21 protein-coding genes are annotated in these 25646 nt (G+C 65.5%); 16 read left to right on the top strand and 5 right to left on the bottom strand.

The window, feature by feature from the left end; all coding sequences use genetic code 11:
* Positions 1 to 44 precede the first annotated feature (44 nt).
* The 6 genes from B0E47_RS07130 to B0E47_RS07155 all read left to right on the top strand — a co-directional run bounded on the left by B0E47_RS07130 (position 45) and on the right by B0E47_RS07155 (position 4736).
* On the top strand, positions 45 to 797 hold the full coding sequence (locus B0E47_RS07130; RefSeq protein WP_077513323.1) for a DUF2884 family protein: 753 nt from the start codon (positions 45 to 47) through the stop codon (positions 795 to 797).
* A 58-nt stretch (positions 798 to 855) separates the two neighbouring features.
* Positions 856 to 1326 (top strand): hypothetical protein, encoded by a 471-nt coding sequence (locus B0E47_RS07135; RefSeq protein WP_254422849.1) that lies wholly within the window; start codon positions 856 to 858, stop codon positions 1324 to 1326.
* Entirely contained in the window at positions 1323 to 1913 is a 591-nt protein-coding gene (locus tag B0E47_RS07140; protein ID WP_343124528.1) for a DUF924 family protein, read from the top strand. The genes B0E47_RS07135 and B0E47_RS07140 overlap by 4 nt, the downstream gene beginning before the upstream one ends.
* A gap of 57 nt (positions 1914 to 1970) precedes the next feature.
* Positions 1971 to 2279: a DUF2845 domain-containing protein gene (locus B0E47_RS07145; protein ID WP_077513324.1), complete on the top strand. Its 309-nt coding sequence runs from the start codon at positions 1971 to 1973 to the stop codon at positions 2277 to 2279.
* A gap of 243 nt (positions 2280 to 2522) precedes the next feature.
* Positions 2523 to 3788 (top strand): ion channel, encoded by a 1266-nt coding sequence (locus tag B0E47_RS07150; protein WP_077513393.1) that lies wholly within the window; start codon positions 2523 to 2525, stop codon positions 3786 to 3788.
* Between the two features lie 96 nt (positions 3789 to 3884).
* Positions 3885 to 4736: a mechanosensitive ion channel domain-containing protein gene (locus B0E47_RS07155; protein ID WP_077513325.1), complete on the top strand. Its 852-nt coding sequence runs from the start codon at positions 3885 to 3887 to the stop codon at positions 4734 to 4736.
* A gap of 45 nt (positions 4737 to 4781) precedes the next feature.
* Here B0E47_RS07155 and B0E47_RS07160 read toward each other — a convergent pair whose 3' ends face one another.
* Positions 4782 to 8369 (bottom strand): M1 family aminopeptidase, encoded by a 3588-nt coding sequence (locus B0E47_RS07160; protein ID WP_077513326.1) that lies wholly within the window; start codon positions 8367 to 8369, stop codon positions 4782 to 4784.
* A gap of 127 nt (positions 8370 to 8496) precedes the next feature.
* Positions 8497 to 9381: an ABC transporter ATP-binding protein gene (locus tag B0E47_RS07165; RefSeq protein ID WP_077513327.1), complete on the bottom strand. Its 885-nt coding sequence runs from the start codon at positions 9379 to 9381 to the stop codon at positions 8497 to 8499.
* A 178-nt stretch (positions 9382 to 9559) separates the two neighbouring features.
* Between B0E47_RS07165 and aceF the strand changes: the two genes are divergently transcribed.
* Together aceF and lpdA are read left to right on the top strand one after the other, a co-directional pair.
* Positions 9560 to 10951 carry a dihydrolipoyllysine-residue acetyltransferase gene (aceF, locus tag B0E47_RS07170; RefSeq protein ID WP_077513328.1) on the top strand — a complete coding sequence of 464 codons (1392 nt, stop codon included), beginning with the start codon at positions 9560 to 9562 and terminating at the stop codon, positions 10949 to 10951.
* Positions 10952 to 10966: 15 nt separating this feature from the next.
* Positions 10967 to 12817, top strand: coding sequence for a dihydrolipoyl dehydrogenase (gene lpdA / locus B0E47_RS07175; protein WP_077513329.1), 1851 nt, complete (start codon positions 10967 to 10969; stop codon positions 12815 to 12817).
* Between the two features lie 88 nt (positions 12818 to 12905).
* Here the strand turns inward: lpdA and B0E47_RS07180 are convergent, their stop codons facing one another.
* A complete protein-coding gene (locus B0E47_RS07180; protein ID WP_077513330.1) occupies positions 12906 to 13406 on the bottom strand; it encodes a Spy/CpxP family protein refolding chaperone in 501 nt (166 codons plus the stop codon).
* A 135-nt stretch (positions 13407 to 13541) separates the two neighbouring features.
* On the opposite strand from B0E47_RS07180, the gene B0E47_RS07185 reads away from it, so the two are divergent.
* Entirely contained in the window at positions 13542 to 14243 is a 702-nt protein-coding gene (locus B0E47_RS07185) for a response regulator transcription factor (protein ID WP_077513331.1), read from the top strand.
* Positions 14240 to 15592, top strand: a complete 1353-nt coding sequence (locus B0E47_RS07190) for a sensor histidine kinase (protein ID WP_077513332.1) — start codon at positions 14240 to 14242, stop codon at positions 15590 to 15592. The genes B0E47_RS07185 and B0E47_RS07190 overlap by 4 nt, the downstream gene beginning before the upstream one ends.
* Positions 15593 to 16034: 442 nt before the next feature.
* On the opposite strand, the gene B0E47_RS07195 is transcribed toward B0E47_RS07190, so the two are convergent.
* Positions 16035 to 17891 carry a tetratricopeptide repeat protein gene (locus tag B0E47_RS07195; RefSeq protein WP_077513333.1) on the bottom strand — a complete coding sequence of 619 codons (1857 nt, stop codon included), beginning with the start codon at positions 17889 to 17891 and terminating at the stop codon, positions 16035 to 16037.
* A gap of 349 nt (positions 17892 to 18240) precedes the next feature.
* On the opposite strand from B0E47_RS07195, the gene B0E47_RS07200 reads away from it, so the two are divergent.
* Both B0E47_RS07200 and B0E47_RS07205 read left to right on the top strand, forming a co-directional pair.
* On the top strand, positions 18241 to 19569 hold the full coding sequence (locus B0E47_RS07200) for an ABC transporter permease (protein ID WP_077513334.1): 1329 nt from the start codon (positions 18241 to 18243) through the stop codon (positions 19567 to 19569).
* Between the two features lie 10 nt (positions 19570 to 19579).
* Complete coding sequence (locus tag B0E47_RS07205; RefSeq protein WP_077513335.1) at positions 19580 to 20830, top strand: FtsX-like permease family protein; 1251 nt, start codon at positions 19580 to 19582, stop codon at positions 20828 to 20830.
* A 219-nt stretch (positions 20831 to 21049) separates the two neighbouring features.
* Here the strand turns inward: B0E47_RS07205 and B0E47_RS07210 are convergent, their stop codons facing one another.
* Complete coding sequence (locus B0E47_RS07210) at positions 21050 to 21643, bottom strand: NADPH-dependent FMN reductase (RefSeq protein ID WP_077513336.1); 594 nt, start codon at positions 21641 to 21643, stop codon at positions 21050 to 21052.
* An 82-nt stretch (positions 21644 to 21725) separates the two neighbouring features.
* Here B0E47_RS07210 and dapB point away from each other — a divergent pair, with 82 nt between their 5' ends.
* The 4 genes from dapB (at position 21726) to B0E47_RS07230 (ending at position 25643) form a co-directional block, all read left to right on the top strand.
* Positions 21726 to 22526 carry a 4-hydroxy-tetrahydrodipicolinate reductase gene (gene dapB / locus B0E47_RS07215; RefSeq protein ID WP_077513337.1) on the top strand — a complete coding sequence of 267 codons (801 nt, stop codon included), beginning with the start codon at positions 21726 to 21728 and terminating at the stop codon, positions 22524 to 22526.
* Between the two features lie 63 nt (positions 22527 to 22589).
* On the top strand, positions 22590 to 23216 hold the full coding sequence (locus B0E47_RS07220) for a trimeric intracellular cation channel family protein (RefSeq protein ID WP_077513338.1): 627 nt from the start codon (positions 22590 to 22592) through the stop codon (positions 23214 to 23216).
* A gap of 154 nt (positions 23217 to 23370) precedes the next feature.
* Positions 23371 to 24330 (top strand): ATP-binding cassette domain-containing protein, encoded by a 960-nt coding sequence (locus B0E47_RS07225; protein WP_077513339.1) that lies wholly within the window; start codon positions 23371 to 23373, stop codon positions 24328 to 24330.
* On the top strand, positions 24327 to 25643 hold the full coding sequence (locus B0E47_RS07230) for an ABC transporter permease (protein WP_077513340.1): 1317 nt from the start codon (positions 24327 to 24329) through the stop codon (positions 25641 to 25643). The genes B0E47_RS07225 and B0E47_RS07230 overlap by 4 nt, the downstream gene beginning before the upstream one ends.
* Positions 25644 to 25646: the final 3 nt, after the last annotated feature.

Genomic DNA, 25646 nt, shown 5'->3' on the forward strand with positions numbered 1-25646 from the left:
CTGAGCGGGTATCGCTAGGCGGCATCGCCCGTGGAGTTCCTTCGATGCGTTCATGGCTTGCCCTGGTCACCTTGCTTTCGCTGCTGGTGGCAGCACCGCTGCGAGCCGACGATCTCGCCACAGTCTGTCATGCGACCAGCAGTTACGACGTGACACTGCGCGCCGACAGCCTGCTGTTCGATCGCCCGTCCCCGGCGCCGACACGGGTGGAGTTGCAGCATGGCAGCCTGCGCATCGATGGCATCGCCGTGACGCTCGACCCGGAGCAGCAGGATCGCCTGACCCTGTTCGAGCGCGACTTGCGCGCGCTGGCACCGCGCGTGCGCAAGGTGGCGCAGAACGGCGTGGACATGGCGGTGCAGGCACTGCGTGCCGAGGTGGCGAACCTGGGCCTGGGTGCGGATACCCGTGCCGAATTCGATCGCCGGCTGAACGCGCATGCGGCCGAGCTGAAGCAGCGCATTGACAACAGCCAGAGCACGCACGACTGGCAAGGCGACGCCATGCAGCAGTACACCAATCAAGTGGCTGGTGACCTGATGCCCTTGCTGGCCGCGGACCTGGGTCAGCAGGCTGTCAACGCCGCGCTGGCGGGCGACCTGCAGGGCGCGGCCGACCTGCGCGACCGCGCCAGTTCGCTGGCCACCGAACTGCAGCCGCGCCTGCAACAACGCCTGCAGGCCCTGCGTCCGCAGATCGAGGCATTGTGCCCGGCGATCCAGCGACTCGGCCGCCTGCAGCAAGGCTTGCGCGACAGCCGCGGCCAGCCACTCGACCTGCTCCAGATCAGTCGCTAGGGCGCTCGGCCACCCCGGGTTAATGCTGGACTCAGTCGCTGCAGGCCACCATGCGGCCATGAAGCTTTCGGCCACCCGGACGCAGGTCGCGTTGCCGGCGCATGCGGCGCAGGCGGTCTGCCGCGACCTGATTCAGCGCAGCATCGACCTGCGCCAGATGTACCGACAGGCCGCGCAGGTATGCGAACCCGGCTTGCGCACGGTGCTCCTGGAAAATGCGCAGACGCTGGATCTCCTGATCGACGATCTGCTGGCACAGGCCTGCGCGAGTGGCGGGCAAGCGTGCGATCCGGGTAGCTGGCGCGGCACCGCCAGGCGGCAGCTTTCCACCTGGCTGATACGCGTGCTGGCGCGACAGGATCGTGCCTGGTTGCAGACGCTGGCGCATCGGGGAGCCGACTTGCTGCAGGCATTCGAGGACGCCATCGGGCAGCTTCCGGCCGAGTGGGCGCGCGTCTTGTGCCGCCAGCTGCCGCGGCTGCACGCCATTCACCAGGACATGCACTGCCTGGTTGGCAGCGCATCTTGAGCGGCGGCTTGCCGGCCGGTGCAGGCGACATTCTCGACTTCTGGTTCGATCCGGCCCGCGCCGCGCAGTGGTTCGCTGCTGATGCATGCTTCGACGGGCAGATCCGCCTGCACTTCGGTGCGGCGGTGGAGGCGGCGGCGCAAGGGCAGTTGGACGATTGGGCGGCGGCCACGCCCGCAAGCTGGCTGGCGCTGCTGATCCTGCTCGACCAGTTTCCGCGCAATCTTTACCGCGGCAGTGCGCGTGCCTGGAAAGCCGACGTCAAGGCACAGCGCGTCGCCTTGTCGGGCCTGTCCGACGGCTTCGACCAGTCCTTGCCGCCGCTGCAGCGGGTCTTCGCCTACCTGCCGCTGGAACACGCCGAGGACATGCGCCTGCAGCAGCGTTCCGTGGTCTTGTTCGAAGCCTTGCAGACCCAGGTGGGCGCCGATGAGCGGGAGCGCTTCGGCGATTTTCTCGACTATGCTCGGCGTCACCGCGAGGTGATCGCGCGCTTCGGCCGCTTTCCGCATCGCAACGCCGTGCTGGGTCGCGTCAACACGCCGGACGAGGTGTCCTACCTCGCGCAACCCGGCGCGGGGTTCTGAGCGACGGCCACAACGCGGCAGGGATGTTCCGATCCAACACCGACCAGGGAGCAGGTCATGCGCATATGTCTCATCGTCGCCTTGTTTGTCTTCAGTGCCGTCGTGCAGGCGTCCAGTACCTTGCGGGTGGGCAACCAGGTGCTCACCGCCGGCGACAGCCAGGAGCGCGTCACCGACCTGCTCGGCAAGCCTTCGTCGAAATCGCATCGACGCCGCTCGCGCACCCGTGGCAGCCGCCGTGGCGGCGTCAGGGTGATCGACAACAACCAGGGCGGCGAGCAGTGGCGTTACCGGCACGACGGCCATGTCACGGTGGTGACCATTGTCGATGGCCGGGTCACCGAGATCGAAGATCACCGGATCTGAGAGGTTGTGAATTTTTCAACCTCTCAGGCCGGCCATGGAAGGCCGGTCGCGGATCGGTCACGCAAGTGACTGATTCGCGTGAGCGCGTCCGGGCATGTACCGGACACGCGATAGAAGAAAACCACAGGAAGTGGTTTTCTTCACAAGCTCTGAGCGCAAGTCGGGAATCGCGCAAGCCGGTGCGCACGGTCGACGGGCCATGATCCGATTTGATCCTCGCACGCAGCATGGTCGATGATGTGCATGGCCGACGCCCCGCGGGAGACCGAGATCGCCTTGCTCAAGCTCAATGCCGAACAACTGCGCACGCTGTGGCACGGGGTGCGCAGGGCGCTGCGAATGGATCTCTGGTTTCCGCAGATACCGCTGGCCGTGCTGATGTGGCTGGGTGGCGTGTGGCTGCTGAAGGCCGATGTGGGGCGCGGCTGGCAGCACGACATCACCCGGATCCTCGACGGTTCGCTGCGGATGCCGCCGCGCATGCTGCCGCCGATCCTGATCGGCAGCGGCATGCTGACCATGGCGCTCGGCCTGCTCTGGCGTTCGCGCATCGCGTGGTTCATGGCGATGTTGCTGGTGCTGACCGCCGCGATCAGCACGCGCTTCGGCGGCCATGCCGGTGGCTATGCGCTGCTGGCCTATTTTCTGCTGGTGCTCGCTGCGCTGCTGTTCGCCTACCGGCATTTCGATCGCGCCAGCGTCGCGGCAAGCACGCTGTTCGCGTTGACCTCGGTGGCCATGTTGATCATGTATGCCACGTTCGGCAGCTATTACCTGGGCGCGCAATACAAACCGGCGATCACCGATCTGGTCACCGCGCTGTACTACTCGATGGTCACCATGAGCACGGTCGGCTATGGCGACATCGTGCCGCTGACCGCCGAGGCGAAACTGTTCACCGTCTCGATCATCGTGTTGGGCGTCGCGGTGTTCGCCACCTCGCTGACCGCGGTGATCGCACCGATGGTCAGCCATTCGCTGCAACGCATCGTTTCTCGCAAGGGCCGCCACATGAAACGCGAAAAGCATTTTGTCGTCATCGGCAACACCGCCCTGGCCATCAATACCTGGCGGGAACTGGCACGGCGTGGCCGCCCCGTGACACGGTTGCTGCGCAAACAGCCGGATGACATCGACCTGGACGAGGTGGACGTGGTGATCGGCGACCCGGGCAACACCGACGTGTTGCGCCAGGCCGGCGTGGGCCGGGCGCAGGCGGTGATGGCGATGATGGATGACGATTCGGAGAATGCGTTCGCGATCCTTGCTGCGCGCGAACTCGGTGGTGGCGCGCGCACGGTGGCCGCGCTCAACGACGGACGCCACCGCAACCGCATCAAGCTGGCGCAGCCGGACGTGGTGATCGCGCCGCAACTGCTCGGCGGCGAACTGCTGGCGATGCTGCTTACCGGCGAGGAAGTCACTTCCGACTTCGTGATGAAGAGCGTGTTCCAGGATCTGTCGGCACCCGCGCCATCGCCGGCCGGCACGGAGCCTGCCGCCGGTTGATCCAGCCGCGCGGCAAGCCGCGCAAGCCGCGTCGAAAGTGAATCGTGCAGCGCCGGTTTGTTAGGCTGTTCCGGTCTTCACTACGGGGCGAATGCCATGCACGACTTTCTCGCGAACCTGCTCGGCGCAAAGGTCGCCGACAACCTCACCCAGGTCGGCCTGAACCTGCTGCTGGCACTGCTGGTGTTGCTGATCGGCATCTGGCTGTCCGCGCGGCTGGCCAACCTTGTCCAGCGCGCGCTGCAGCGCGCGTCGGTGGACATCACTCTGATCGGCTTTCTGCGCAAGGTGGTCTATGGTCTGCTGATCGCCGTGCTGGTGGTGATCGCGCTCAACATGGCCGGTGTGTCCACCGCGCCGCTGGTTGCCGCGCTGGGCGCCGCCGGGCTGGCGATCGGACTGGCCTTGCAGGGCTCGCTGAGCAACCTCGCCTGGGGCGTGCTGCTGGTGATCTTCCGCCCGTTCCGGGTCGGCGACTACGTCACGGCCGGGGGCATCGATGGCACGGTGGAGAGCATCAACCTGATGCACACCTTGCTGCTGCTGCCGGATGGTCGCGAGGCGATCGTGCCGAACGGCAAGATCGGCAGCGACGCGATCCTCAACTACAACCGTCGTGGTACGCGTCGCTTTGACTTTACCGTGCGGATCGGCTTCAAGGACGACATCGGCGCCGCGATGGCCGAGATCAGGCACTTGTTCGAACAGGACGAACGCATCCTCAAGGACCCCGCGCCCGGCGTGTGGACGTCCGAACTGGGCGAGAGCTCGGTCGACCTGATCGTGCGCGCCTGGACCAGGTCCGGCGATTTCTGGGCCGCCAAGACCGACCTGTTGCGGGCGATCAAGGATCACTTCGACAAGGTGGGCATCAGCATCCCGCTGCCGCAGCGCCAGCTCACCGTGGTCGAGGGCAAGCTGCCGGATGCTGCGGCGAAACACAGCTGACTTTGAGACGCAGCGGTCCGCCCCGGCCGTTGCGCCGACCCGCATCTACTCCACCATCACCGCCCGCCGATTGTCGCTCGATACCTTGTCGATCAGCTCGTTGTACGGATCGATGCCGGCCTGCGCGGGCTTGCCGTCGACGGTGACGGTGATCGTGCTGTCGCCGTCCTTCACCAGCTGCTTTTGCAGATACAGCGGCTTGCCGTCCTTGCCGGCGCCGGGCGAGGCGGCGAACACGCCGATGTCGATCGGGAAGTCGATCTTGCCCGGGGTTTCCTTGCCCTTGCCGTCGACGTAGACCTTGCCGGCGTGCAGCTTCATGGTCACTTCGTACTTGCCGTCCGGCAGCTTCTTCGCGGTCGCGTCGGTGATGCGATTGTCGAACAGGGTGATCTTCCAGAAGAAGTCGTCCAGCATCGGCTGCCACTGCGGCCCCAACGCCTTGCCCAGCGCGTCCATGAACTCCTGCGAGTCGGTGTACGGTGGTTGCTGGAAGCCCTTGTCGATGAGGAACTGCTTCAGCATCGCGTCGAGCTTGTCCTCGCCGACATAGTCCTGCAATGCGTAGAACACCATCGAGCCCTTGCGGTAGTGGATATAGGCCTGGTTCTCCACTTTCGCCAGCGGCTCCTCGGCACGATCCTCGGTGGCGCGGCCGACCAGGTAGGCGTCCAGTTCGTACTTGAGGAACTTGCGCATCTGGTCAGCGCCGTATTTGTGCTTCATCACCATCAGCGACGAGTACTGCGCCAGCGATTCGCTGAGCATGGTCGAGCCCTGCATGTTGGCGCCGATCACCCGATGCGCCCACCACTGGTGCGCGACTTCGTGCGCGGTGACATCGTAGACGTAGTCCAGCTTCGATTTGTCGCGCAGGTCGGCGATGAAACCGATCGACTCGGAGAACGGGATGGTGTTCGCGAACGACTGCGCGAAGGTGGCGTAGCCGGGGAACTCGACGATGCGCAGCTGCTTGAACTGGTAGGGCGTGTAGTGGCTGTCGTAGTAGTCCAGCGAGTCCTCCGCGCTTTCGATCATGCGATCCACGTTCCAAGCATGCGCCGGGTTGTAGTAGACCGAGATGGCGACCCCGTCGTGCTCCGCCTGCTTCACTGCATAGCGCGCCGATAGGTACGCGAAGAAGTTCAGCATCGGCTGTTCCATCTTGTAATGGAAGTAGCGCCGGCCGTTGGCGGTCCACTCCTTCTGCAAGGTGCCCGGCGCCAGCGCGATCTGGTCTGCGGCGGTGGAGACGGTGGTGTCGAAGCTGATCCAGTCGGCGTCGTTGCTGATGTAGGTGTTGGCGCGCGCCTTTTCGTCGCCCAGCGGCGGCATGCGCGGTACATCCATCTTCAGACCATACTTGCGCCGGTCATTGCGATCGGTGAGCTGCACCTGCGACTGGTAACCGAATTGCGGCATCACCTGGTTGTTGAAGAAGGTGCCGTTGTAGGCGAGGAAGGTGCCGGCGGGGCTGTTGGTGAAGCCCTTTGGCGCGTATTCCAGGGTGAAGTCGAACGGCATCGACGCGCCCGGTGCCAGCGGGGTCTTCAACTTGTAGATGGTGAAGCCAAGTGCCTTGTCGGCGCTGACCGTGTCGTGCGGCGCGAAACTCAACGACTTCACCGCGAACCCGTCGGTGAAGTTCACGTACAGCTCGCTGATCGGCGTGTCGTGCTTGTTGACCAGGGTGTAGTGGACGCGGAGATCCAGTTTGCGCTGGTACGGGTAGATGTCGACATCGGCTTGCACCGCGGTGATCCGCGGTTGCGGCGCGTCCTTGTATTTGGCGTACTTCTTCTCGTAGTCGGCCTGCTCGATCTTCTGCGTGGTGCTGCTCTTGAACTGGTTCAGTACATTGGTGTTGTAGTAGATCCAGCTGCCGCTGCCGATGAAGGCAAGCAGGCCCAGCGCCAGCGCCACCGCGGCCGGTGCATGCAGGCGGGCTCCGGCTTCGCGCAGGCGCTCGCGCCATGACTGGCCGGTGCCGCGTACCCAGAACAGCGCGGCCAGCACCAGCAGCACCACCGCGCAGGCGGCCCAGTAGAAATCGAACCACAGCACGGCCTTGAGGAAGTGACCATAACCATTGAGGTCCGAATACGGTGCGCCGGGCGTGGTGCCGTAGTTGTAGATGTGCTGTTCCCAATGCAGCAGATCGAAGCCGATCGCGCTGAGCACCAGCCAGACGATGGTCAACAGGTAGCCGAGGAACTTGTTGTTCGACAACACCTGCAGGAAGACGGCCAGCACCGCCAGCAGCGCGAACGGGATCGCCTGCAGCGCCAGGGTCTCCAGGTACAGGCCGGGTTCCAGGTGGGTATAGCCGTGGCCCAGCTGCCAGCCGATGCCGACCACGGCGCCGACCACCAGGAACGCCACGATCACCGCCAGCAGGGCACCCAGCTTGGCGGTCAGCGGCACCCAGTCCGGCACCGGGAACGCGTCGCTGACTTCGGCCGAGCGCTGGCTGCGCTCGCGCCAAACCAGCTCGCCGGCGTAGAAGGTGATGATGATGTACAGCAGCCACTGGAAGCCGCCCTGCACGTTGTCCAGCACCTGGTGGGTTACCGGATACGTCGCCGTGCCGTAGATCTGGCCGGACAGCAGGAAGGCGCCAAACAGGTTGGCCAGTCCCAGCGCCAGCATGATCAGGAACGGCACGCCACGCAGCACGCTCAGCGTGTCGAACGCGAACAGGGTGCGCAGCTGCAGCAAATGGGCGCGCAGATTGTTGCCCAGTTGCACCTTGGGCAAGGTCAGTGCGGCAGCGATGACCTGCGGTCGCAGCATCGGCGGTTCCGCCCGCTTCTTGCGCCGAGGCAGCTTCAGCCCTTCGCGGTTGGGCCGGAACAGCGCCGCGGTGACACCGAGCATGGCCAGGCTCACGCCTGCCCACAACACGCGATTGAACAGCAGCACGCCGCTGAGCGCCGGCAGCACGTGATTGGACTGGTCGGCCGACCAGTAACGGGTGACGACGGCCAGGGTGCGCCCGCCGAACGGATCGAGCATGGCGGCGAGGTAATGGTTGTTGACGTCCTTGGTCAGCTGGCCCACCACGCCCTGCAGCACGAAATAGACGATCACGCCGATATAAGTGGCCAGCAGCGAGCGCGTGGTGGTCGCCAGCAGATACAGCAGGGCGGCGATGAACAGCATGTCCGGCACCACCATCACGCCGAATGCCCAGGCGTAGCCGTGCCAGTCCGTCGGCCCCAGGCGCGCCGCGTCCACCCAGGGCATCATGCCGCCCAGCGCGATGCCCAGCGCGCAGGCCAGCATGATCGCCAGCGAGGCGGCGTAGCCGGCGGCGAAGCGCCCGCCCAGATAGGCGCCGCGACTCATCGGCGTGGCGAAGATCAGTTCCGAGGTGCGCTGGTCGAAGTCGCGCAGCGCGGCGCCCGCGACGAAGATGGTGACCAGGAAGATGCTCAGCACGGTGAGCACGCTGAGCAGGCGCACGATCACCAGCGGCGCATTGCGCAGCACGTTGCCGCTGGCGCCGCCGAGGATCACCGCGTCGGTGCTGGCCAGCGCAAACGCCAGCGCGCAGAACGCGACGGCGACAATCCAGAACAGCGGCGCCTTCAGCTGCTGGCGCAATTCAAAACGAAGTATCTCGAAGAACATGAGTGATCCTGTCTGGTCGCTGTAGGAGCCCGCTGGCGGGCGATGCTCTTGTCTTAATGCCGTAACGAAAGATCGGAGCAAGAGCATCGCCCGCCAGCGGGCTCCTACGGCAGGATATCGGGCAAGCTCAGGCGGCCCGCGCGGTGGCCTGCGCGCGCAGGCGGCCGAAGTAGACGTCTTCCAGATCCGGTGCGACGGGTTCGAAGCCTTGTTCCGGCAAGCTGTCGGCCAGCACGTGCAGCAGGGTGCGGCCGCCGGCGAGGCGGGTCGACAGGATGGTCATGCGCGCCCGGTAGCCGTCCAGTTCGGCCTTGTCGATCGTGCGCCGCCAGACCCGGCCTTCCAGCGAACGGATCGCCTCGGCCGGCTCGCCGGTGAGCAGCAGCTGGCCCTGGCCGATGATCGCCATCCGCGAGCACAGGTCGGTGACGTCCTCCACGATATGCGTGGACAGGATCACCACCATCCGCTCGCCCAGTTCGGCCAGCAGGTTGAGGAAGCGGTTGCGCTCCTCCGGGTCGAGACCGGCGGTGGGCTCGTCGACGATGATCAGGCGCGGCTCGCCGATCAGCGCCTGGGCGATGCCGAAGCGCTGGCGCATGCCGCCGGAGTAAGTGCCCAGCTTGCGCTTGCGCACGTCCCACAGGTTGACCTGGCGCAGCAGCGCCTCGACCAGTTCGCGCCGCTCGCTCTTCACGGTGACGCCCTTGAGCACGGCGAAGTGCTCCAGCATCGCCTCGGCCGAGACCTTCGGGTACACGCCGAATTCCTGCGGCAGGTAGCCGAGCAGCCGGCGGGTGGCCTGCTTGTCGGCGAGCAGATCCATCTCGTCCAGCTTGATCGTGCCCTCGTCGGGATCCTGCAGCGTGGCGATCGTGCGCATCAGCGACGACTTGCCGGCACCGTTCGGGCCGAGCAGGCCGAACATCCCGCTGGGGATGTCCAGCGACACGCCACGCAGGGCTCTGACGCCGTTGGCATAGGTTTTGGACAGGTCACGAATGGTCAGCATGGGTTCCTTCCGGTGCCGCGTGCTGCGGCGTGAACAGGGCTCAGGTTACGGTACAGGGCCGCGCGACGCGTCCGCTCAAGGTCATGGATACGCCGGCGCATGGTGGGTTGCGAGGTCCCGACCTTACACGATCCGGCATGCGCAATGCCCGCCCCCTTCGTTATGATTGACCTCTTGTATGCAGCCGCCATCCCCGAGCGGTGCGCCATCGCCAGCAGGAGTCACCATGGCCGACCTCAAAGAAGCCCGCGTTCCCGATATCGGTCACGAGGGCGTCCCCGTCATCGAAGTGCTGGTCAAGGCCGGCGACAAGGTCGAGAAAGAACAGAGCCTGATCACGCTGGAGTCGGACAAGGCGACCATGGAAGTGCCTTCGCCCTATGCAGGCGTCGTCAGGGAAATGAAGCTGAAAGTCGGCGACGAAGTCTCCGAGGGTGCGGTGATTGCCATCATCGAAGCGGAAGGTGCCGCCGCTGCCGAGCCTGCCGCTGCCAAGCCTGCGGCCCCTGCTCCGGCTCCAGTGGCGCCCGCGCCCGCAGCCGAGCCCGCCCCCGCGCCGGTGGTCGGTCAGGGCGTGCAGCCCGGCAACGCGCCCGAGGGTGACGTGCCGCCGCAGGTGCGTCCCCCGGTGGACGCCCGCATCGTGATGCCCGGCGACGTGCCCTACGCCAGCCCGGCGATCCGCGCCTTTGCGCGCGAGCTGGGGGTGGATATCCAGCAGGTGAAGGGCAGTGGTCGTGGCGGCCGTATCCAGCGTGACGACGTCAGCGCATATGTGAAGCATGCGCTGGCTTCCGGCGCGCGCCCGTCGACGGGTGCCGCTGCCTCGCTCGGCGGCCTCAGCCTGCTGCCGTGGCCGAAGGTCGATTTCGCCAAGTTCGGCGCGATCGAGGAGAAGCCGCTGTCGCGCATCCAGAAGATCTCCGGCGCGAACCTGGCGCGCAACTGGGCGATGATCCCGCACGTCACCCAGCACGAGGACGCCGACATCACCGAGATGGAGGCGTTCCGCAAGAAGCTCGGTGAAGAGAACAAGGATCTGAAGATCTCGCCGCTGGTGTTCCAGATCAAGGCGGTGGTCGCCGCGCTGAAGCAGTTCCCGCAATTCAACGCCTCGCTCGACGAGTCGGGCGAGAAGCTGATCCTCAAGAAGTATTTCCACATCGGCATCGCCGTGGACACGCCCGACGGGCTGGTGGTGCCGGTGATCCGCGATTGCGACAAGAAGGGCCTGGTCGACCTGGCCCGCGATCTCGGCGAGATTTCGAAGAAGGCGCGCGACAAGAAGCTCGGCCCGGCCGAGATGTCCGGCGGTTGCTTCTCGATCAGTTCGCTCGGCGGCATCGGCGGCACCTACTTCACGCCGATCGTCAACGCGCCGGAAGTCGCCATCCTCGGCGTGTCCAAGTCGGTGACCAAGCCGCTGTGGAACGGCAAGGAATTCGCACCGCGACTGGTGCTTCCCTTGTCGCTGTCGTACGACCACCGGGTGATCGACGGCGCACTCGCCGCGCGTTTCGCCAGCTTCCTCGCCAACCAGCTCGGCGACATCCGCCGGCTGCTGCTCTGACCGGAGGCGACGACGATGGCCAACACGATCGAAATCAAGGTTCCCGATATCGGCGGTCACGACGGCGTGCCGGTGATCGAGGTGCTGGTGAAAGCCGGCGACACGGTGGCGAAGGAGCAGAGCCTGATCACGCTGGAGTCGGACAAGGCGACCATGGAGATTCCCTCCAGCGCCGCCGGCGTGATCAGGGAGCTGAAGCTCAAGGTGGGCGACGAGGTTTCCGAAGGGGCGGTGATTGCCATTTTGGAAACCGTCGGCGCAGCCGACACCGCGTCCCCCTCTCCCGCTTCGGGAGAGGGCAGGGGTGAGGGTGCGGGGTCGCCGGGTAGCCCCAGCAGAGAAGCGGCCGAGAGCAACAAGTCCTCCGCAAGCCCCAGCCCCTCACCTCAATCCTCTCCCCAGAGGGGAGAGGAGGCGAAGGTGCCGCAAGCGGCAGCGTCATCAGGAAGAGCCCCAGATATCGAATGCAAGCTCGTCGTGCTCGGCTCCGGCCCCGGCGGCTATTCCGCCGCGTTCCGCGCCGCCGACCTCGGCGTCGACACCGTGCTGGTCGAGCGCTACGACACGCTCGGCGGCGTCTGCCTCAACGTGGGCTGCATCCCGTCCAAGGCGCTGCTGCACGCGGCGGCGGTGATCGACGAGGCCGAGGCGATGGCCTCCCACGGCGTCAGCTTCGGCGCGCCGAAGATCGACATCGACAAGCTGCGCGACTTCAAGACCAAGGTGGTCGGCCAGCTCACCGGCGGTCTCGCCGGCATGGCCAAGGCGCGCAAGGTGCGCACGGTCGAGGGCAACGGCACGTTCGTTTCGCCGCATGAAATGGAAGTCCAGACCAAGGATGGCGTGAAGCTGATCCGCTTCGAGCAGGCGATCATCGCCGCCGGCTCGCAGTCGGTGAAACTGCCGGCGTTCCCGTGGGATGACGAGCGCGTGATGGACTCCACCGGCGCGCTCGAGCTGAAAGACATACCGAAGAACCTGCTGGTCGTCGGCGGCGGCATCATCGGGCTGGAAATGGCCACCGTGTATGCCGCACTGGGCAGCGCGGTGACCGTGGTCGAGTTCATGGACCAGCTGATCCCCGGTGCCGATGCCGACCTGGTCAAGCCGCTGGCCAAGCGCCTGGGCGGCCGCCTCAAGGGCGTGCACCTGAAGACCAAGGTGGTCAGCGCGAAGGCCACGAAAAAGGGCATCGAGGTCGGCTACGAGGGCGACAGCATTCCCGCGACCACGCTGTTCGACCGCGTGCTGGTGGCGGTGGGCCGTTCGCCGAACGGCAACAAGATCGGCGCGGACAAGGCCGGCGTGGCGGTGACCGAACGCGGCTTCATAAACGTCGACACGCAGATGCGCACGAACGTGCCGCACATCTTCGCGATCGGCGACCTGGTCGGCCAGCCGATGCTGGCGCACAAGGCCACCCACGAGGCCCATGTCGCCGCCGAAGTGGTGGCCGGCCTGAAGAGCCATTTCGATGCGCGGGTGATTCCGTCGGTGGCGTTCACCGATCCGGAAATCGCCTGGGTCGGCGTGACCGAGCGCGAGGCGAAGGAGAAAGGTCTGAAGGTCGGCGTCGGCAAGTTCCCGTGGGCGGCTTCGGGTCGCGCCATCGGCATCGACCGCACCGAGGGCTTCACCAAGCTGATCTTCGACGAGGAAACCCATCGCATCGTCGGTGCCGGCATCGTCGGCGTGCACGCCGGCGACTTGATCTCTGAGCTGGCTCTGGCGATCGAGATGGGCAGCGAGGCGGCCGACATTGCGCTCACCATCCACCCGCATCCCACCTTGGGTGAGTCGGTCGGCATGGCCGCGGAAGTCTACGAAGGCACCATCACCGACCTGTACCTGCCGAAGAAAAAATAAGCGCGCAACAAGAAGAAGGCCCGGGCAATCCCGGGCCTTCTGGTCGTCCAATCGCCGCTTTACAGGGAGGATCGCGGCGGAGGACGGCTTACTGGCCGGACGGCGCGGGGTTCTGTGCCTTGAACTGCTTCCACTGTGCCCGACGCGCCTGGGCCTGCGCCTTGAGCGTGGCCGCCTGCGCCTGCTGTGCCGGAGTCAGCACCGCGTAGATCTGCGCGCGCAGGTTGGCCATCTGCTGCACCCGGACCTGGGTCGCCTGGCCTTCGGCCTGGGCCAGGCTGGCGGCGGCCGCCTGGTAACCGACCTGGTTGGGCGTCATCGACTCGAACGCGGCACGCTGTTGCCGCAAAGCCTGCCGCTGGCCCTTGTTCTGCTCGCGATTCGTGCTGACGATCTGCTTGATGCTGGCCTTCTGCGCGTCGCTGAGGTTCAACTTGTGCAGCATCATCATCTGGCCGTGGCCGCGATGACCGTGCCAGCCATGATCGGACGAGCCCGGGCCGCCGGCGCCCGGAGCGGCCATGACGACGGTGGTGCCGATGGCCAGGGCCGACGCCAGGGCCAGACCGAGAAGTGTGTGCTTGCGCATGATGCTTGCCTCTTTCAGTGGTGGGGAAGGTACGCCACCATTTGACGACACCTTTGCGTATATGTTCTTTGCGCGAAGGTAAAGAACGGTAAAGAACGTGGTGCCCGCCCGGCACTACCGTATTGAATGGCTGCCATGCAGACGCCCAACCCTTCCCGCATCCTGATTGCCGATGACGACCGCGCGTTGTGCGGCCTGCTGGCCGAATATCTGCGGCGCGAGGGGTTCGTGGTGGATCTCGCGCACGATGGCGCGGAGGCGCTGGTGCGCCTGCGCAACCCTGCCGAGCGGCCGGACTTGCTGATCCTCGACGTGATGATGCCCGGGCGCGACGGGCTGGATACCTTGCGCGAGCTGCGCCTGCAGCATCGCTTGCCGGTGATCATGCTCTCCGCACGCGGCGAACCGGTGGATCGGGTGATCGGGCTGGAACTCGGCGCCGACGACTACCTGGCCAAACCCTGCCTGCCGCGCGAGCTGCTGGCGCGGGTGCGCGCGCAGTTGCGCCGCAACGCGCCGCTGGCTGCGGGTACGGTGCAGGTGGGCAACCTGCAGCTGTTTCCGGGCGAACGCCGCGGCCAGGTGGGCGAGCAGGAGCTGACGCTGACCGGCGCGGAATTCCTGCTGCTGCTGGGCCTGGCCCAGCGCGCCGGCGAGCTGGTCGACAAGGGCGCCCTGACCCGCCTGGCGCTGGGACGCGAGCTGGAGCGTTTCGACCGCAGCATCGATGTGCACGTGAGCCGATTGCGGCACAAGCTGGCCGAGGCTTCGTCGGAGGCGCCGCGGATCGAGTCGGTGCGCGGCTCCGGCTACGTGCTGGTGGTGGCCGCGCCATGAGCCCGCTGAAGACGTCGCTGTACTGGCGACTGCTGGTCTGGTTCTGCGTCGCCAACCTGCTGGTGCTGTTCCTGGGCGGTTTGTTCGCACGGCGTTTCATCGAATTCACCACCACGGTCGAGATCAACTGGACGGCCTTGGCGCAGGAGGCCGACCAGGCGTACGAGCGTGGCGGTCGCGATGCGCTGACCGCGTGGATGGCGCAGCAGCGCGAGCAAGGGGTCGAGGCGACCCTGTTCGAAGACGGCGAGCCGCTGGTTCCCATCCGCCTGCGCGGCGTGATGAACTCGATGCTGGAGGAATGGTTGTCGTCGGGGCAAAGCATCGTGCTGCAGCCGCGTCCCGGTCTCTATGTCGCCTTCCAGCAGGTCACCGGCGCCGACGGGCACACGCGCCAGCTGCTGGCGATGAGTCGCTCGCATGTGCGATTGCGTCCGCAGACGCGCGAGAAGATCTATCTCGCCGTCCAGCTGCTGCTGTCCCTGCTGTTCATCGGCGTGGTTGGCTGGTGGGTGGCGCGCAGCGTGGCGCGCCCGGTCGAGGCGCTGCGTCGTGCCACCCGGCGCATGGCTGACGGCGAGCTGTCGACCCGGGTCGGGCGCCAGGGCGGGCTGGCGCATGATGAGCTGGCCCAGCTGGCCGGCGACTTCGACCTGATGGCCGGTCGGATCGAGGCGCTGGTCGCGCACGATCGCGGCGTGCTGCAGGACCTGTCGCACGAATTGCGCTCGCCGCTGGCGCGGCTGCAGTTGATCCTCGATCTGGCCCGCCGCAGCAACCAGCCGGCCGAGGCCGCGCCGTACTTCGAGCAGGCCGAGCAGGAGATCGCGCGACTGGACCGGATGCTCGGCGAGATGCTGGCCTTGTCGCGCATGGAAGGCGGCCTGCCCGGCATGGAGCGCGAGCCGATCGAATTGACGGCGCTGGCGCACGACTGCATGGAACAGTTCCGCCTCGAGGCCGAGGCGCGCCACGTCGACTTGGGCCTGACCAGCGTCGACTCCGTGGTGGTGTCGGGCAACGCCATGTTGCTGGAGCGTGCCTTGGGCAACCTGCTCGCCAACGCGATCAAGTTTGGTCCCGAGGGCGGCCGGGTCGGCGTGACCCTGCGGGTCGACCAGCGCTTCGCCGAACTCGCCGTGCGCGATCATGGGCCGGGCGTGCCCGAGAGCGAACTTGCCTTGTTGTTCCGGCCGTTCTACCGCGGCAGCAATGCGGCGCGGGCCGATGGCCATGGTTTGGGGCTGTCGATCGTGCAGCGTGTGGTGCAGGTGCATGGCGGCAGCATCGAGGTGCGCAACGCCGAGGGCGGCGGGCTGGAGGTTCGGCTGCGCTTGCCGCTGGCGTGACGGTGTTTGTTCTGATCGGCTGACGTGGTTCGCGATGTGCGAGTGCAAAAATGCAACAGCGTTTCGACCCGCTGCGCGGGCCGAGTTACTTATCTCTTGCGGGGCTACGCGCCCGTCCGGAACGGGCGCGAACGGCGAAGCCGGCCCGAAGGGCGAAGGGCAGGATGCCCGGAGTAAAGATAAGTGACCAACAGAGAATTTCACCCCGCCTGGCGCGCAGGAGCCTCGGGTAGAGCGGCGCGCCATCGTGCAACCGCTCCTACGTTGCCTCAACTCGGGCATCCATGCCCTCGCCGTGGCGCGCACTCGGTACGCCACCGCCGCGCGGTGGTGAGAGCCCAGGAGCCAAGAGCGAGGGATCCCACATCGAGCGGGGTTTTCCGAGTGGGCGTATGTCTCGGTCCGGCCACGACGCGACAGTCGCCACCTCAATCAAGCCGCCCTACCGCGTCGCGGCGGACACCGGCACCGCGCCGCCTTGCAGCACCTGCCCCGGCAGCGGCAGGCCCGCCTCCTTGCACAACGCCGCAAAACGCGGGTCGTCCTTGTACGCCCGCGTGATGAACGGGTCGGCGAGCAAGCCACCGTTGAGCAAGTTGCCGTTGCCAAAAATATTCGGATCGTGCTGTATCCAGGCGCGCTGCAGCCACTCGAACATTTCATCCGGTTGCTTGCGCAGCCCGTACAGCTCGGCAACGGTGTAGGGCTGATCCTTGCCGTACTTGGCCAGGTAAGCGTGCAAAGCCGCATCCGCCTGCTTGTGATCGGGACTGATCTGTTGCGCCATCGCCTGAATCCACGACCCGGCTACCGGATTGGTTTCCTGCTTGGCGTCATGCACCGCCGCGGCGGCATCGCCGCGCAGGATGTCGATCTGCGCCAAGATCGAATACAACTGCAGGAAATCCGGCTGCAAGGCCAGCGCCTGGCGGCCCGCCCGCTCGGCCGCATCGAGCTGGCCTTGTGCCAACAGGGCGCTGGCCAGATTGGGATAGAAGACGTGGCTCAGCGGATCGGTGGCGATGGCTTTACGGAACAAGTCGGCCGCCGGCTGCAGTTGCCCGAGGGTCTGATATCCGATGGCCAGGGAATTCATGATGCCGCCATTGTTCGGTGCCAGCGCGTACGCCCGCTGGTACTCCGCCTGCGCTCCCACCGGATCGTTGTCGACCACGGCCAACAGGTAACCGCGAACCGCGTGGGTATTCGCCGCGTCCGGCGCTAGCAGCTGCGCCTTGTCACTCGCCACACGCGCTTGCGCGTACGCCTGCTGTTGCGCATCGCCAGTCAGAACGAACTCCCCCAGAGCGGCCCATGTAGCGGACAGCGTGTTCCAGGCATGGGCGTAGTTGGGGTCTAGCGTGAGCGCTTGCTGGAGCAGTGCGATACCTTGGCGATAACCGGCTTCGTCGAAGCGATCGCTGAGGGCGACCCCTTGCAGAAACAACCGGTAGGCCTCGACATTGCCGCTGGGCGGCTTGTCGGTCGAGACGATGGCGTTGCCCAATAGCTGGATCTTGAGTGCCGCCGCCACGGCATGACCGATCTGGGTCTGGATCGCGAACACGTCCTTCAGTTGTTCGTCATAGTGGTGCGACCACACGCTGCTACCGTCCTTCGCGCGGATCAGGCTGACGGTGACGCGGATGCTTTGCCCCACTTGGAACACCGAGCCCTGGATCAGGTGTGCCACCCCCAGCGCCGCGCCGATCTGTGCCGGGCTGTCCTTCGAATCTCGGAACTTGAAGCTGGAATCCTTCCCGATCACCTTCAATCCATCGACCTGGGTGAGATCGGAGATCAACTCCTCGGACAGGCCATCGACGAAGTATTGCTGCTTGGGATCGCCGCTTTCGTTGGCCAGCGGCAGCACCGCCACGGATTTGTCCGGTAGCTTGGCCAGCTCGGCGGCGAGGGTCTTGGCATCGGCGGCGGTGGCGGTGCTGGTGGCATCGCGGTGCATCACAAAGGTGTTGGTGACCAGCAGGATGATCGCTACCGCCATGATCGCGATGATCCAGCGGTCGAACCGCTTGCCGATGTGCGCCGCGATCGACTCTTCCGGCTTGATCTCGCTTTCGCGCTTGAGGCCGTTCGGCGTGAGTTCGTAGAACCACGCAAACGCCAGCCAGAACGGAAAGCCGATGATCGCGGCCACCAGAAACCAGCGCGTCGTCCAGTCGGGCAGCCCGATCGAGGGCGCCAATTGCGAGATGCCTTGCGCCAGCGCCCACACGGCAGCGGCATACACTGCGCCTGCGCGCAACACGTTGCGACGCTTGAGTTCCCCGAAAAACATCCCAGCCTTCAAGCGCTTGCCCTTGGGTTCGGGGTCCGTGGGCCCGCAGTCGCGCAGTGTGTAACGCTGCCGCTATCCGTGCAAGCGCGCGACTGCAGGTTGGTGGGCGCCTGCCGAGCTTTCGCGTTTACCCCACGCGGATCCCGTCGCTGAAGTCGATGGCCGTCGACAACCCGTCTTCCCAAAAGTGGCGTTTGCCACCTTTCGCTTCGGGTCGGTTTCTCCCGATCGGAGCCGTCAAGGTTCTCCAGCCCTTTTCTTCATCTCCGAGTGACCATGCCGATCGGGTACGCTTTGGATCGAAAGGCAAGGCATTCGCCGATTATCGGGTAACGCCACAGGGGGCTTCATGTGGGGGTATTACATCGCTTTGGCGTTGCGAAGCAGCGCACGAAGCAAGGCGTTGACCGCGCTGGTGATCGTGCTGCTGGGTTTCGGGGTGTCGGCGTGCATGGTGTCCTATGCCGTGTTCCGTGCGACCACGAGCGACCCGCTCCCCGGCAAGTCATCCCGGCTCTACGTGCCGCTGATCGACAATGTTGGTTCGTCCTACAACGATCAGGGTGAACCCATCGAGACGCTGAGCTACATCGATGCGATGGCGCTGTGGCGGGCACGCAAGGCGAGCCGGCTAACCTTGCTCTATGCCACAACATGGCAAGTGGAATCGGATAATCCATTGATCCCCGCCATGTCGCTGGGTGGCGACGCGGTGACTGCCGATTTCTTCTCAATGTTCGATGTGCCCTTTCGCTTTGGCGGCGGATGGACGGCGGATGACGATGCACAGCACGCCACCGTGGCGGTCATCAGTCGGCACTTGAACGAAACGCTGTTTGCCGGACAAAACAGTGTCGGACGCGAGATCCGGCTGGATGGCCAACTCTTCCGGATCGGCGGTGTACTGGAGGACTGGAACCCGAGACCGCGCTTTTTTGACGCCGGCAGTCATGGAACGGTCTATGCGTTCGATGACGCGGGGGATATCTACATCCCATTCACCCGCGCGACCGACATGAAGAAGGACAGCACCTTCGTTTATTGCCCGACGGCGTCACGGCAATCGGATACCTCCCACTGGGGTGCCTACCTGCACAGCGAATGTGACCGGATCGATGCCTGGGTCGAGCTGGCGACACCCGCCGACGCGGATCGCTACCGCGAATACTTGCGCTACTATGCCGCGGAGCAGCAACGCCTCGGGCGCTTCTCGTGGGAGCCCAACATACGCCTGCGCAATCTGACGGATTGGCTGGCGTACTTGCAGGTCACGCCCAGGGCATCCAGCTTATCGATGCTGGTCTCTGCCAGCTTTCTGCTGATCGTCCTGGTCAACGTCGTCGGACTCATGCTTGCCCGATTCATGCGGCGAGCACCGGAAATTGGCATACGCCGCGCCCTGGGTGCTTCGCGAGCGACCATCTACCGGCAGTTCCTGATCGAGGCGGCCACCATGGGATTTGTCGGCGGCCTGCTCGGCGTGGTACTGACGCTGCTGGGCGTCTGGGGTGCCGGGGGACTTTTCGCGCCGAACATTGCACGTCTCGTGCATGCCGATACCTCGCTGATCGCACTGACCGTGCTGCTCGCCATCGCTGCCACGGTGGTTTCCGCCCTGTACCCAACCTGGCGGGCGGCGCAAACCCAGCCCGCCTGGCAAATCAAGATCACCGGTTGAGATAATTCTCATGGCACTCAGCAGGACATTCATGCAGCTGCGGCCAATCATTGCCGCACTGGGGCGACACAAGGTGGCCACCGCGCTCATCGTCCTGCAGGTGGCGCTGACGCTGGCGGTGGCATCCAACGCACTGTTTATCGTGGCAACGCGCATCGTCCACCTGTCTCGCCCCACCGGAACGGACGAAGCCCGTATCTTCGTTATCCGCAACGGGTGGAGGCTGGGTCAGAATGCGGCCCAGATCGATGCGAATATTCGCGCCGATCTGGATACCCTGCGGCATGTCACGGGCGTGCGTGATGCGTTTTCCAGCCAGGGGTTTCCACTGGCTGGATATAACGCCAAGATCATCACAAGACTGAAGCTCGAACCGGACCAGAAGACGCGCGCGCAATTGGTCACGTTCTTTGCTTCCGACGAGCACACGATCGATACGCTGGGCATATCGCTGGTCGCGGGGCGCAATTTTCGCCCCGATGAAATCACCGCCATCGGCCCCAACGACAAGCTGTCTCCTCCAGGCATCATCGTCACCCGCAGTCTTGCCGACAAGCTGTTTCCCGATGGTTCGGCCCTGGGCAAGACGGTTTACCTGCCGGATGGGCCCACCGCCATCATCGGCATCCTCGCCGGCCTGCAGGGGCCACTCAAAGAATCGAAATCCTTGGATGGCTATACCGTGCTGGTCCCGACGCATTATCTCGATCCAGCGGGTGTCGTGTATCTGGTGCGCACCGACTCCGCCGCCATGAAACCGGTGATCGCTGCAACACTGAAAGCGCTGCAAGAGCGTGGCGCCGCACGCATCATCGATCCGAAAGACGGTGTCGTCAGCATGGCCCAGGTACGTGAGCGCGCTTATGCAGAGGATCGGAGCGTGGCGCTGCTGATGAGCATCCTCAGCGGATTGCTGTTGCTGGCTACCGCAGGCGGCATCGTGGGGTTGAGCAGTTTCTGGGTCAGCCAGCGGCGCCGGCAGATCGGCATCCGTCGTTCGCTCGGTGCCACCACGGGTGACATCCTGCGTTACTTCCATGCCGAGAATTTCCTGATCGTCAGCGGCGGCATCGTACTCGGTGCGTTGCTGGCGTTCCTGGCGAATCTCGGCCTGATGCATGTCTATGAGTTGCCGCGCATGCCGCTTTACGCGCCACTACTGGGTGCACTGCTGTTGTGGCTACTCGGTCAACTGGCCGTACGGGGGCCGGCCCGATATGCCGCCAAGGTGCCACCCGTGGTCGCGATTCGCACAGAGTGAATTGAATCGCCCGAGTCGTGTCGCCGGTTCATCGATCCCGCGAAAGGCAGAAATGGCGGTGGACTCAATTGTTGGATACAACACGCTGGAGCTGTCAGGGCAGCAGGAGCTGTTGCAGCTGCACCAGCGGAAGCGAATTTATTACTCGGAGACGTCGAAGTCGTTGACGTGGGATCGCCGGCAGCGCGACCGGCGAGGTCGGCCGCGTGCCAGCCTTGCTCAATACGGCGTGCCCTCCCGGCGCTGCCGCTGCAGGGCGCGGGCGTACCATTCGAACTCGTCGAGGAAGCGGATGAGGGTGCGCGGGACGTGTTCGTTCTGGGGCTTGCCGTCCTCGTCCAGTGCGGAGGCGATGCGCGGAATCGGACATTCGCTGGGGATCGCCGGCATGCCCAGCTCCGCCAGGGTGGTGCGCAACGCCACGGCGGCGCGCACGCCGCCGAACATCCCAGCCGAGTAACAGACGATCGCGGAGGGTCGCCAGAAGTATTCCTCGAGGAAGTGGTCGAGCAGGTTTTTCAGCGCGGGTGGAATGCCGTGGTTGTATTCGCCGCTGACGATGACGAAGCCGTCGACGCGGCGGTAGAGCATGGCCAGTTGTTCCAGCGACGGCGGCGCGGTGCCGGCGGCATACTCCTTGTACATGCGATCGAGCAGCGGCAGCTGCAGTTCCAGCGGGTCGACCAGGATCGCCTCGTGACCACGCGCTTCGAGGGCATGCATCGCCAGTTTCGCGGCGCGTATGCCCATGCGGTTGCGGCGTACCGAGCCGAGCAGGACGGCGAACGACAGGGGCGAGGTCGCTTCGGACATGAGGCTTTCCCATCGGGCATGGCGGGATTGATCCGGCGATCCAGATTACTCTTGGCTACCCGCTCCGTGAAAAGAGGTCGCCATGTCACTCAAGGTCTGTGTCGCCGGCGCCACCGGCTGGGCCGGTTCCGAACTTTCCCGCGGCATCGCCGCGGCCGATGACCTCACGATGGTGGCCGCGGTGGCGCGGCGCCATGCCGGACAGGTGCTGGGCGAGGTGCTGGGTGAGCCGCGCCTGGCTGCACCGATCTTTGCCAGCGTGGACGAGGGGCTGGCAAAGCCCTGCGACGTGCTGGTCGAATACACCAGCGCGGGCAGTGCGAAGGCAAACATTCTTGCTGCACTGAAGCGCGACGTGCACGTGGTGGTGGGCAGCTCCGGGCTCACCGACGAGGACTATGCGCAGATCGACGCGCTGGCGCGCGAGCGTGGTCGCGGCGTGCTGGCCTGCGGCAACTTCGCGCTCACCGCGGTGTTGCTGATCAAGTTTGCCGAGATGGCGGCGAAGATCATTCCGCAGTGGGAGATCATCGACTACGCCTACGCCGGCAAGCCGGACGCACCCAGCGGTACGGTGCGCGAGCTGGCTGGCCGGCTCGGCAAGGTGCGTCAGCCGCAGGTGCAGGTGCCGATTGGCGAAACCGCCGGCATGCCGGCGACGCGTGGCGGCACTTTGGGCGGCGCCCAGGTGCATGCGGTGCGCTTGCCGGGGTTCGTGCTCGGTGCCGAGGCGATTTTCGGGATGCCGGACCAAACTCTGGTGATCCGTCACAACGCGGGCAGCAGCGCCGTGCCGTATGTGGATGGCGCCTTGTTGGCGATCCGCAAGGTGGCCGGCCTGGTCGGTCTGCACCGCGGGCTCGATACGGTGCTGGAGTTGTGAGCGGCTCGACGGCCGCCGTCACGCGCCCGCGCCTGCGTTGGCGCCCACGGAGCAGGTGACTGCATGAACGAGCACATACTTTTCAACCTGGTCGATCTGGCCGGCACGTTCGCGTTTGCGATCAGCGGCGCGACCGCGGCGCGGCGCTGCAACCTGGATCTGTTCGGGATCCTGGCGATCGCGTACATCACGGCCTGCGGCGGCGGTATCGCGCGCGACCTGTGCATCGGCGCGATTCCGCCAGCGGGCTTGTCCGACTGGCGCTACCTGGCCACCGCCGTGATTGCCGCCATGCTTACCATCGTGGCGTACCCGTGGGTGGAGCGTCTGACCTATCCGGTGCGGCTGTTCGATGCGATGGGGCTGGGTCTGTTTTCAGTCTACGGCGCGCACAAGGCGCTGGTGTTCGGCCACAACGCCGAGGTGGCGATTCTGCTCGGCATCGTCACGGCGGTCGGCGGCGGCATGGCGCGCGACGTGTTGCTGGCGCGCGTGTCGATCGTGCTGGAGAAGGAGATCTATGCGTCGGCGGCGCTGGCTGGCGCGGCGCTGGCGGTGTTGGGCGAGCATCTCCACTGGCCGGCGGTGTGGGCGACCTGGCTGCCGATCCTGGTGTGCTTCGTGCTGCGCTTCCTGTCGCTGCGCCTGCACTGGAATCTGCCGCGCTTCGGGCGTGACCGGGGACGTTGAGTCGCGGCGGCGGTGCGGGTTCCGGCGGCAACACCACGTCCCGCAGCTGCCCGGCCGATGGGCAAGCGCCATTGGTCACCTTTGCCCTGCCGTCGCCGCATGTTAGTTTCCGACGTTCGGGCGGGGAGCCCGGTCTTCAACAGGGAGCTGGTCCATGACCGCAGCAAGCGTGCGCATCGAGTCCGTCACCAAGCGCTTTTCCGGGCACACCGCGGTGAATCGTCTTTCCATGGAGGTTGCCGCCGGCGGCATCTTCGGCCTGCTCGGGCCGAACGGCGCGGGCAAGTCCACCACGATCCGGCTGATCATGGGCATCCTGGAGCCCGACGAGGGCAAGATCGTCCTGTTCGACTCGCCGCACGGGAGTCGCGCGCTGTCGCAGCGCATCGGCTATCTGCCGGAAGAGCGCGGCCTGTACAAGAAGATGAAGGTGCTCGACCACCTCATTTTCCTGGGCGAGACGAAGGGCATCGGTCGCGCCGACGCGCGCAAGCGTGCGCAGGTCTGGCTGGAGCGGCTCGGCGTCAGCGAATGGGCGTTGAAGAAGGTCGAGGACCTGTCCAAGGGCATGCAGCAGAAGGTGCAGTTTGCCGGCGCGCTGTTGCACGAGCCGGAGCTGGTGATTCTCGACGAGCCGTTCTCCGGACTCGATCCGGTCAACGCGCAGGTAATGAAGGACATCGTGGTGGGCATCGCCAAGGAAGGTCGCACCGTGCTGTTCTCCACCCATGTGATGGAGCAGGCCGAGCGCATGTGCGACCGCATCGCGATCATCGCGCGCGGCGAGATGGTGGTGAACGGCACGGTGGCGCAGGTCAAGGCGGATTTCGGCGGGCGTCACGTGGCGCTGGGCTTCAGCCACGACCGCCAGCGCGCCGCCGCAATTCTTGCCGATCCACGCCTGATCGCCCGGATCGACGACTACGGCGCCAGCGCCGAACTGAAGATGGCCGACGGTGCCGATCCCGAGCAGTTGCTGGCGGCGCTGGTGCGCGAAGGCGTGGGCCTGCGCCGGTTCGAGGTGGTGGAGCCTTCGCTGCAGGCGATCTTCATCGCCAAGGTCGGTGCCGATCCCACCGCCACCCCGCTGCCCGCCGCTGGAGCTGCCGCATGAACAAGACGTTTGCCGTGATCCGGCGCGAGTACGTCGAGCGTGTGCGTACCAAGGCGTTCGTGATTTCCACCGTGCTGCTGCCGGTGTTCATGGTGCTGGCGGTGCTCTTGCCCGGCCTGATGATGAGCGGCGGCAACCGCACTCGCCACGTGGCCGTGGTGGATGCTTCCGGCAGCGGCCTGGGCCAGCCGGTGAGCGAGGTGCTCAAGGCGGCTACCTTCGGCGACGCGAAGAATGCCAAGCCGCGCTATCAGGTGCAGGTGTTTCCGGCCGATGCGGCCAACCTTGCCCAGGTGCGCGACGGTTTGATCGCCAAGACGGGTTTTGCGAAAGATCGCCAGCCGGACGGCTGGGATGGCGTGCTGGTGCTCGCCGACAGCACGTTGGCCAGCGGCAAGCTCACCTACTACGGCGACAACGTGAGTTCGCCCAATTCCATGTCGCAGTTGCAACGCGATGTCTCCAAGGCGCTGGCCGGTGTGCGCCTGGCCAAGTCGGGCGTGGATCAGGCGCTGGTGTCCAAGGCGATGGCATCGGCCGACCTGGACACCGCCAAGGTGTCCGACGGCAAGCTCACCGGCCAGAGCGGCGAAGCCTCGTTCATGATCGCGTACTTCATGGGCTTCGTCCTGTACCTGGCGACCCTCATCTACGGCCAGCAGACGATGACTTCGGTGATCGAGGAAAAGACCTCGCGCATCATGGAAGTGCTCACCTCGTCGCTGACCCCGTTCCAGATGCTGCTGGGCAAGGTGCTTGGCGTGGGTTCGGCCGGACTGACGCAGATGGCGATCTGGGTCGGCTCGGCCTTCGTCCTCGGTAGTCAGGGTGCGCGTCTGGCAGGTGCGTTCGGCGCGAGCGCGGAGGCAGCCAGGAGCTTTTCGATACCGGGCATCGCACCGAGTCTGATGGTGGTGTTCCTGCTGTATTTCGCACTGGGTTTCCTGCTCTACGGTGCGCTGTACGCCGCGATCGGCGCGATGTGCAACACCATCCAGGAGACCCAGCAGTATGCGATTTTCGTCACCATGTTTGTGCTCGTGGGCTTCTTCTCGGTGTTCGCGCTGATCAAGGATCCCACCGGAAGTCTCGGCGTCACGATGTCCTACATCCCGTTCTTTTCGCCGTTCACCATGCCGGTGCGCTGGTCGATGACGTCGGTGCCGTTGCTGCAGCTTTGCGTGTCGCTGGCCTTGATGGTGCTGGCCTTGCTGGCGTGTGTATGGCTGGCCGCGCGTATCTATCGCACCGGCATCCTGATGTACGGCAAGAAACCGTCGTGGCGTGAGCTGTGGCGCTGGGTCAGGGCGTGAGGG

It is taken from the genome of Rhodanobacter sp. B05, assembly GCF_002001085.1.
Lineage (GTDB): Bacteria > Pseudomonadota > Gammaproteobacteria > Xanthomonadales > Rhodanobacteraceae > Rhodanobacter.

Bases quoted from the DNA above. Each gene is read 5' to 3' on its own strand.
- B0E47_RS07130 (WP_077513323.1), top strand. From the start codon at position 45: ATGCGTTCATGGCTTGCCCTGGTCACCTTGCTTTCGCTGCTGGTGGCA.
- B0E47_RS07135 (WP_254422849.1), top strand. From the start codon at position 856: ATGAAGCTTTCGGCCACCCGGACGCAGGTCGCGTTGCCGGCGCATGCG.
- B0E47_RS07145 (WP_077513324.1), top strand. From the start codon at position 1,971: ATGCGCATATGTCTCATCGTCGCCTTGTTTGTCTTCAGTGCCGTCGTG.
- B0E47_RS07150 (WP_077513393.1), top strand. From the start codon at position 2,523: ATGGCCGACGCCCCGCGGGAGACCGAGATCGCCTTGCTCAAGCTCAAT.
- B0E47_RS07155 (WP_077513325.1), top strand. From the start codon at position 3,885: ATGCACGACTTTCTCGCGAACCTGCTCGGCGCAAAGGTCGCCGACAAC.
- B0E47_RS07160 (WP_077513326.1), bottom strand. From the start codon at position 8,369: ATGTTCTTCGAGATACTTCGTTTTGAATTGCGCCAGCAGCTGAAGGCG.
- B0E47_RS07165 (WP_077513327.1), bottom strand. From the start codon at position 9,381: ATGCTGACCATTCGTGACCTGTCCAAAACCTATGCCAACGGCGTCAGA.
- aceF (WP_077513328.1), top strand. From the start codon at position 9,560: ATGCAGCCGCCATCCCCGAGCGGTGCGCCATCGCCAGCAGGAGTCACC.
- lpdA (WP_077513329.1), top strand. From the start codon at position 10,967: ATGGCCAACACGATCGAAATCAAGGTTCCCGATATCGGCGGTCACGAC.
- B0E47_RS07180 (WP_077513330.1), bottom strand. From the start codon at position 13,406: ATGCGCAAGCACACACTTCTCGGTCTGGCCCTGGCGTCGGCCCTGGCC.
- B0E47_RS07185 (WP_077513331.1), top strand. From the start codon at position 13,542: ATGCAGACGCCCAACCCTTCCCGCATCCTGATTGCCGATGACGACCGC.
- B0E47_RS07190 (WP_077513332.1), top strand. From the start codon at position 14,240: ATGAGCCCGCTGAAGACGTCGCTGTACTGGCGACTGCTGGTCTGGTTC.
- B0E47_RS07195 (WP_077513333.1), bottom strand. From the start codon at position 17,891: ATGTTTTTCGGGGAACTCAAGCGTCGCAACGTGTTGCGCGCAGGCGCA.
- B0E47_RS07200 (WP_077513334.1), top strand. From the start codon at position 18,241: ATGTGGGGGTATTACATCGCTTTGGCGTTGCGAAGCAGCGCACGAAGC.
- B0E47_RS07205 (WP_077513335.1), top strand. From the start codon at position 19,580: ATGGCACTCAGCAGGACATTCATGCAGCTGCGGCCAATCATTGCCGCA.
- B0E47_RS07210 (WP_077513336.1), bottom strand. From the start codon at position 21,643: ATGTCCGAAGCGACCTCGCCCCTGTCGTTCGCCGTCCTGCTCGGCTCG.
- dapB (WP_077513337.1), top strand. From the start codon at position 21,726: ATGTCACTCAAGGTCTGTGTCGCCGGCGCCACCGGCTGGGCCGGTTCC.
- B0E47_RS07220 (WP_077513338.1), top strand. From the start codon at position 22,590: ATGAACGAGCACATACTTTTCAACCTGGTCGATCTGGCCGGCACGTTC.
- B0E47_RS07225 (WP_077513339.1), top strand. From the start codon at position 23,371: ATGACCGCAGCAAGCGTGCGCATCGAGTCCGTCACCAAGCGCTTTTCC.
- B0E47_RS07230 (WP_077513340.1), top strand. From the start codon at position 24,327: ATGAACAAGACGTTTGCCGTGATCCGGCGCGAGTACGTCGAGCGTGTG.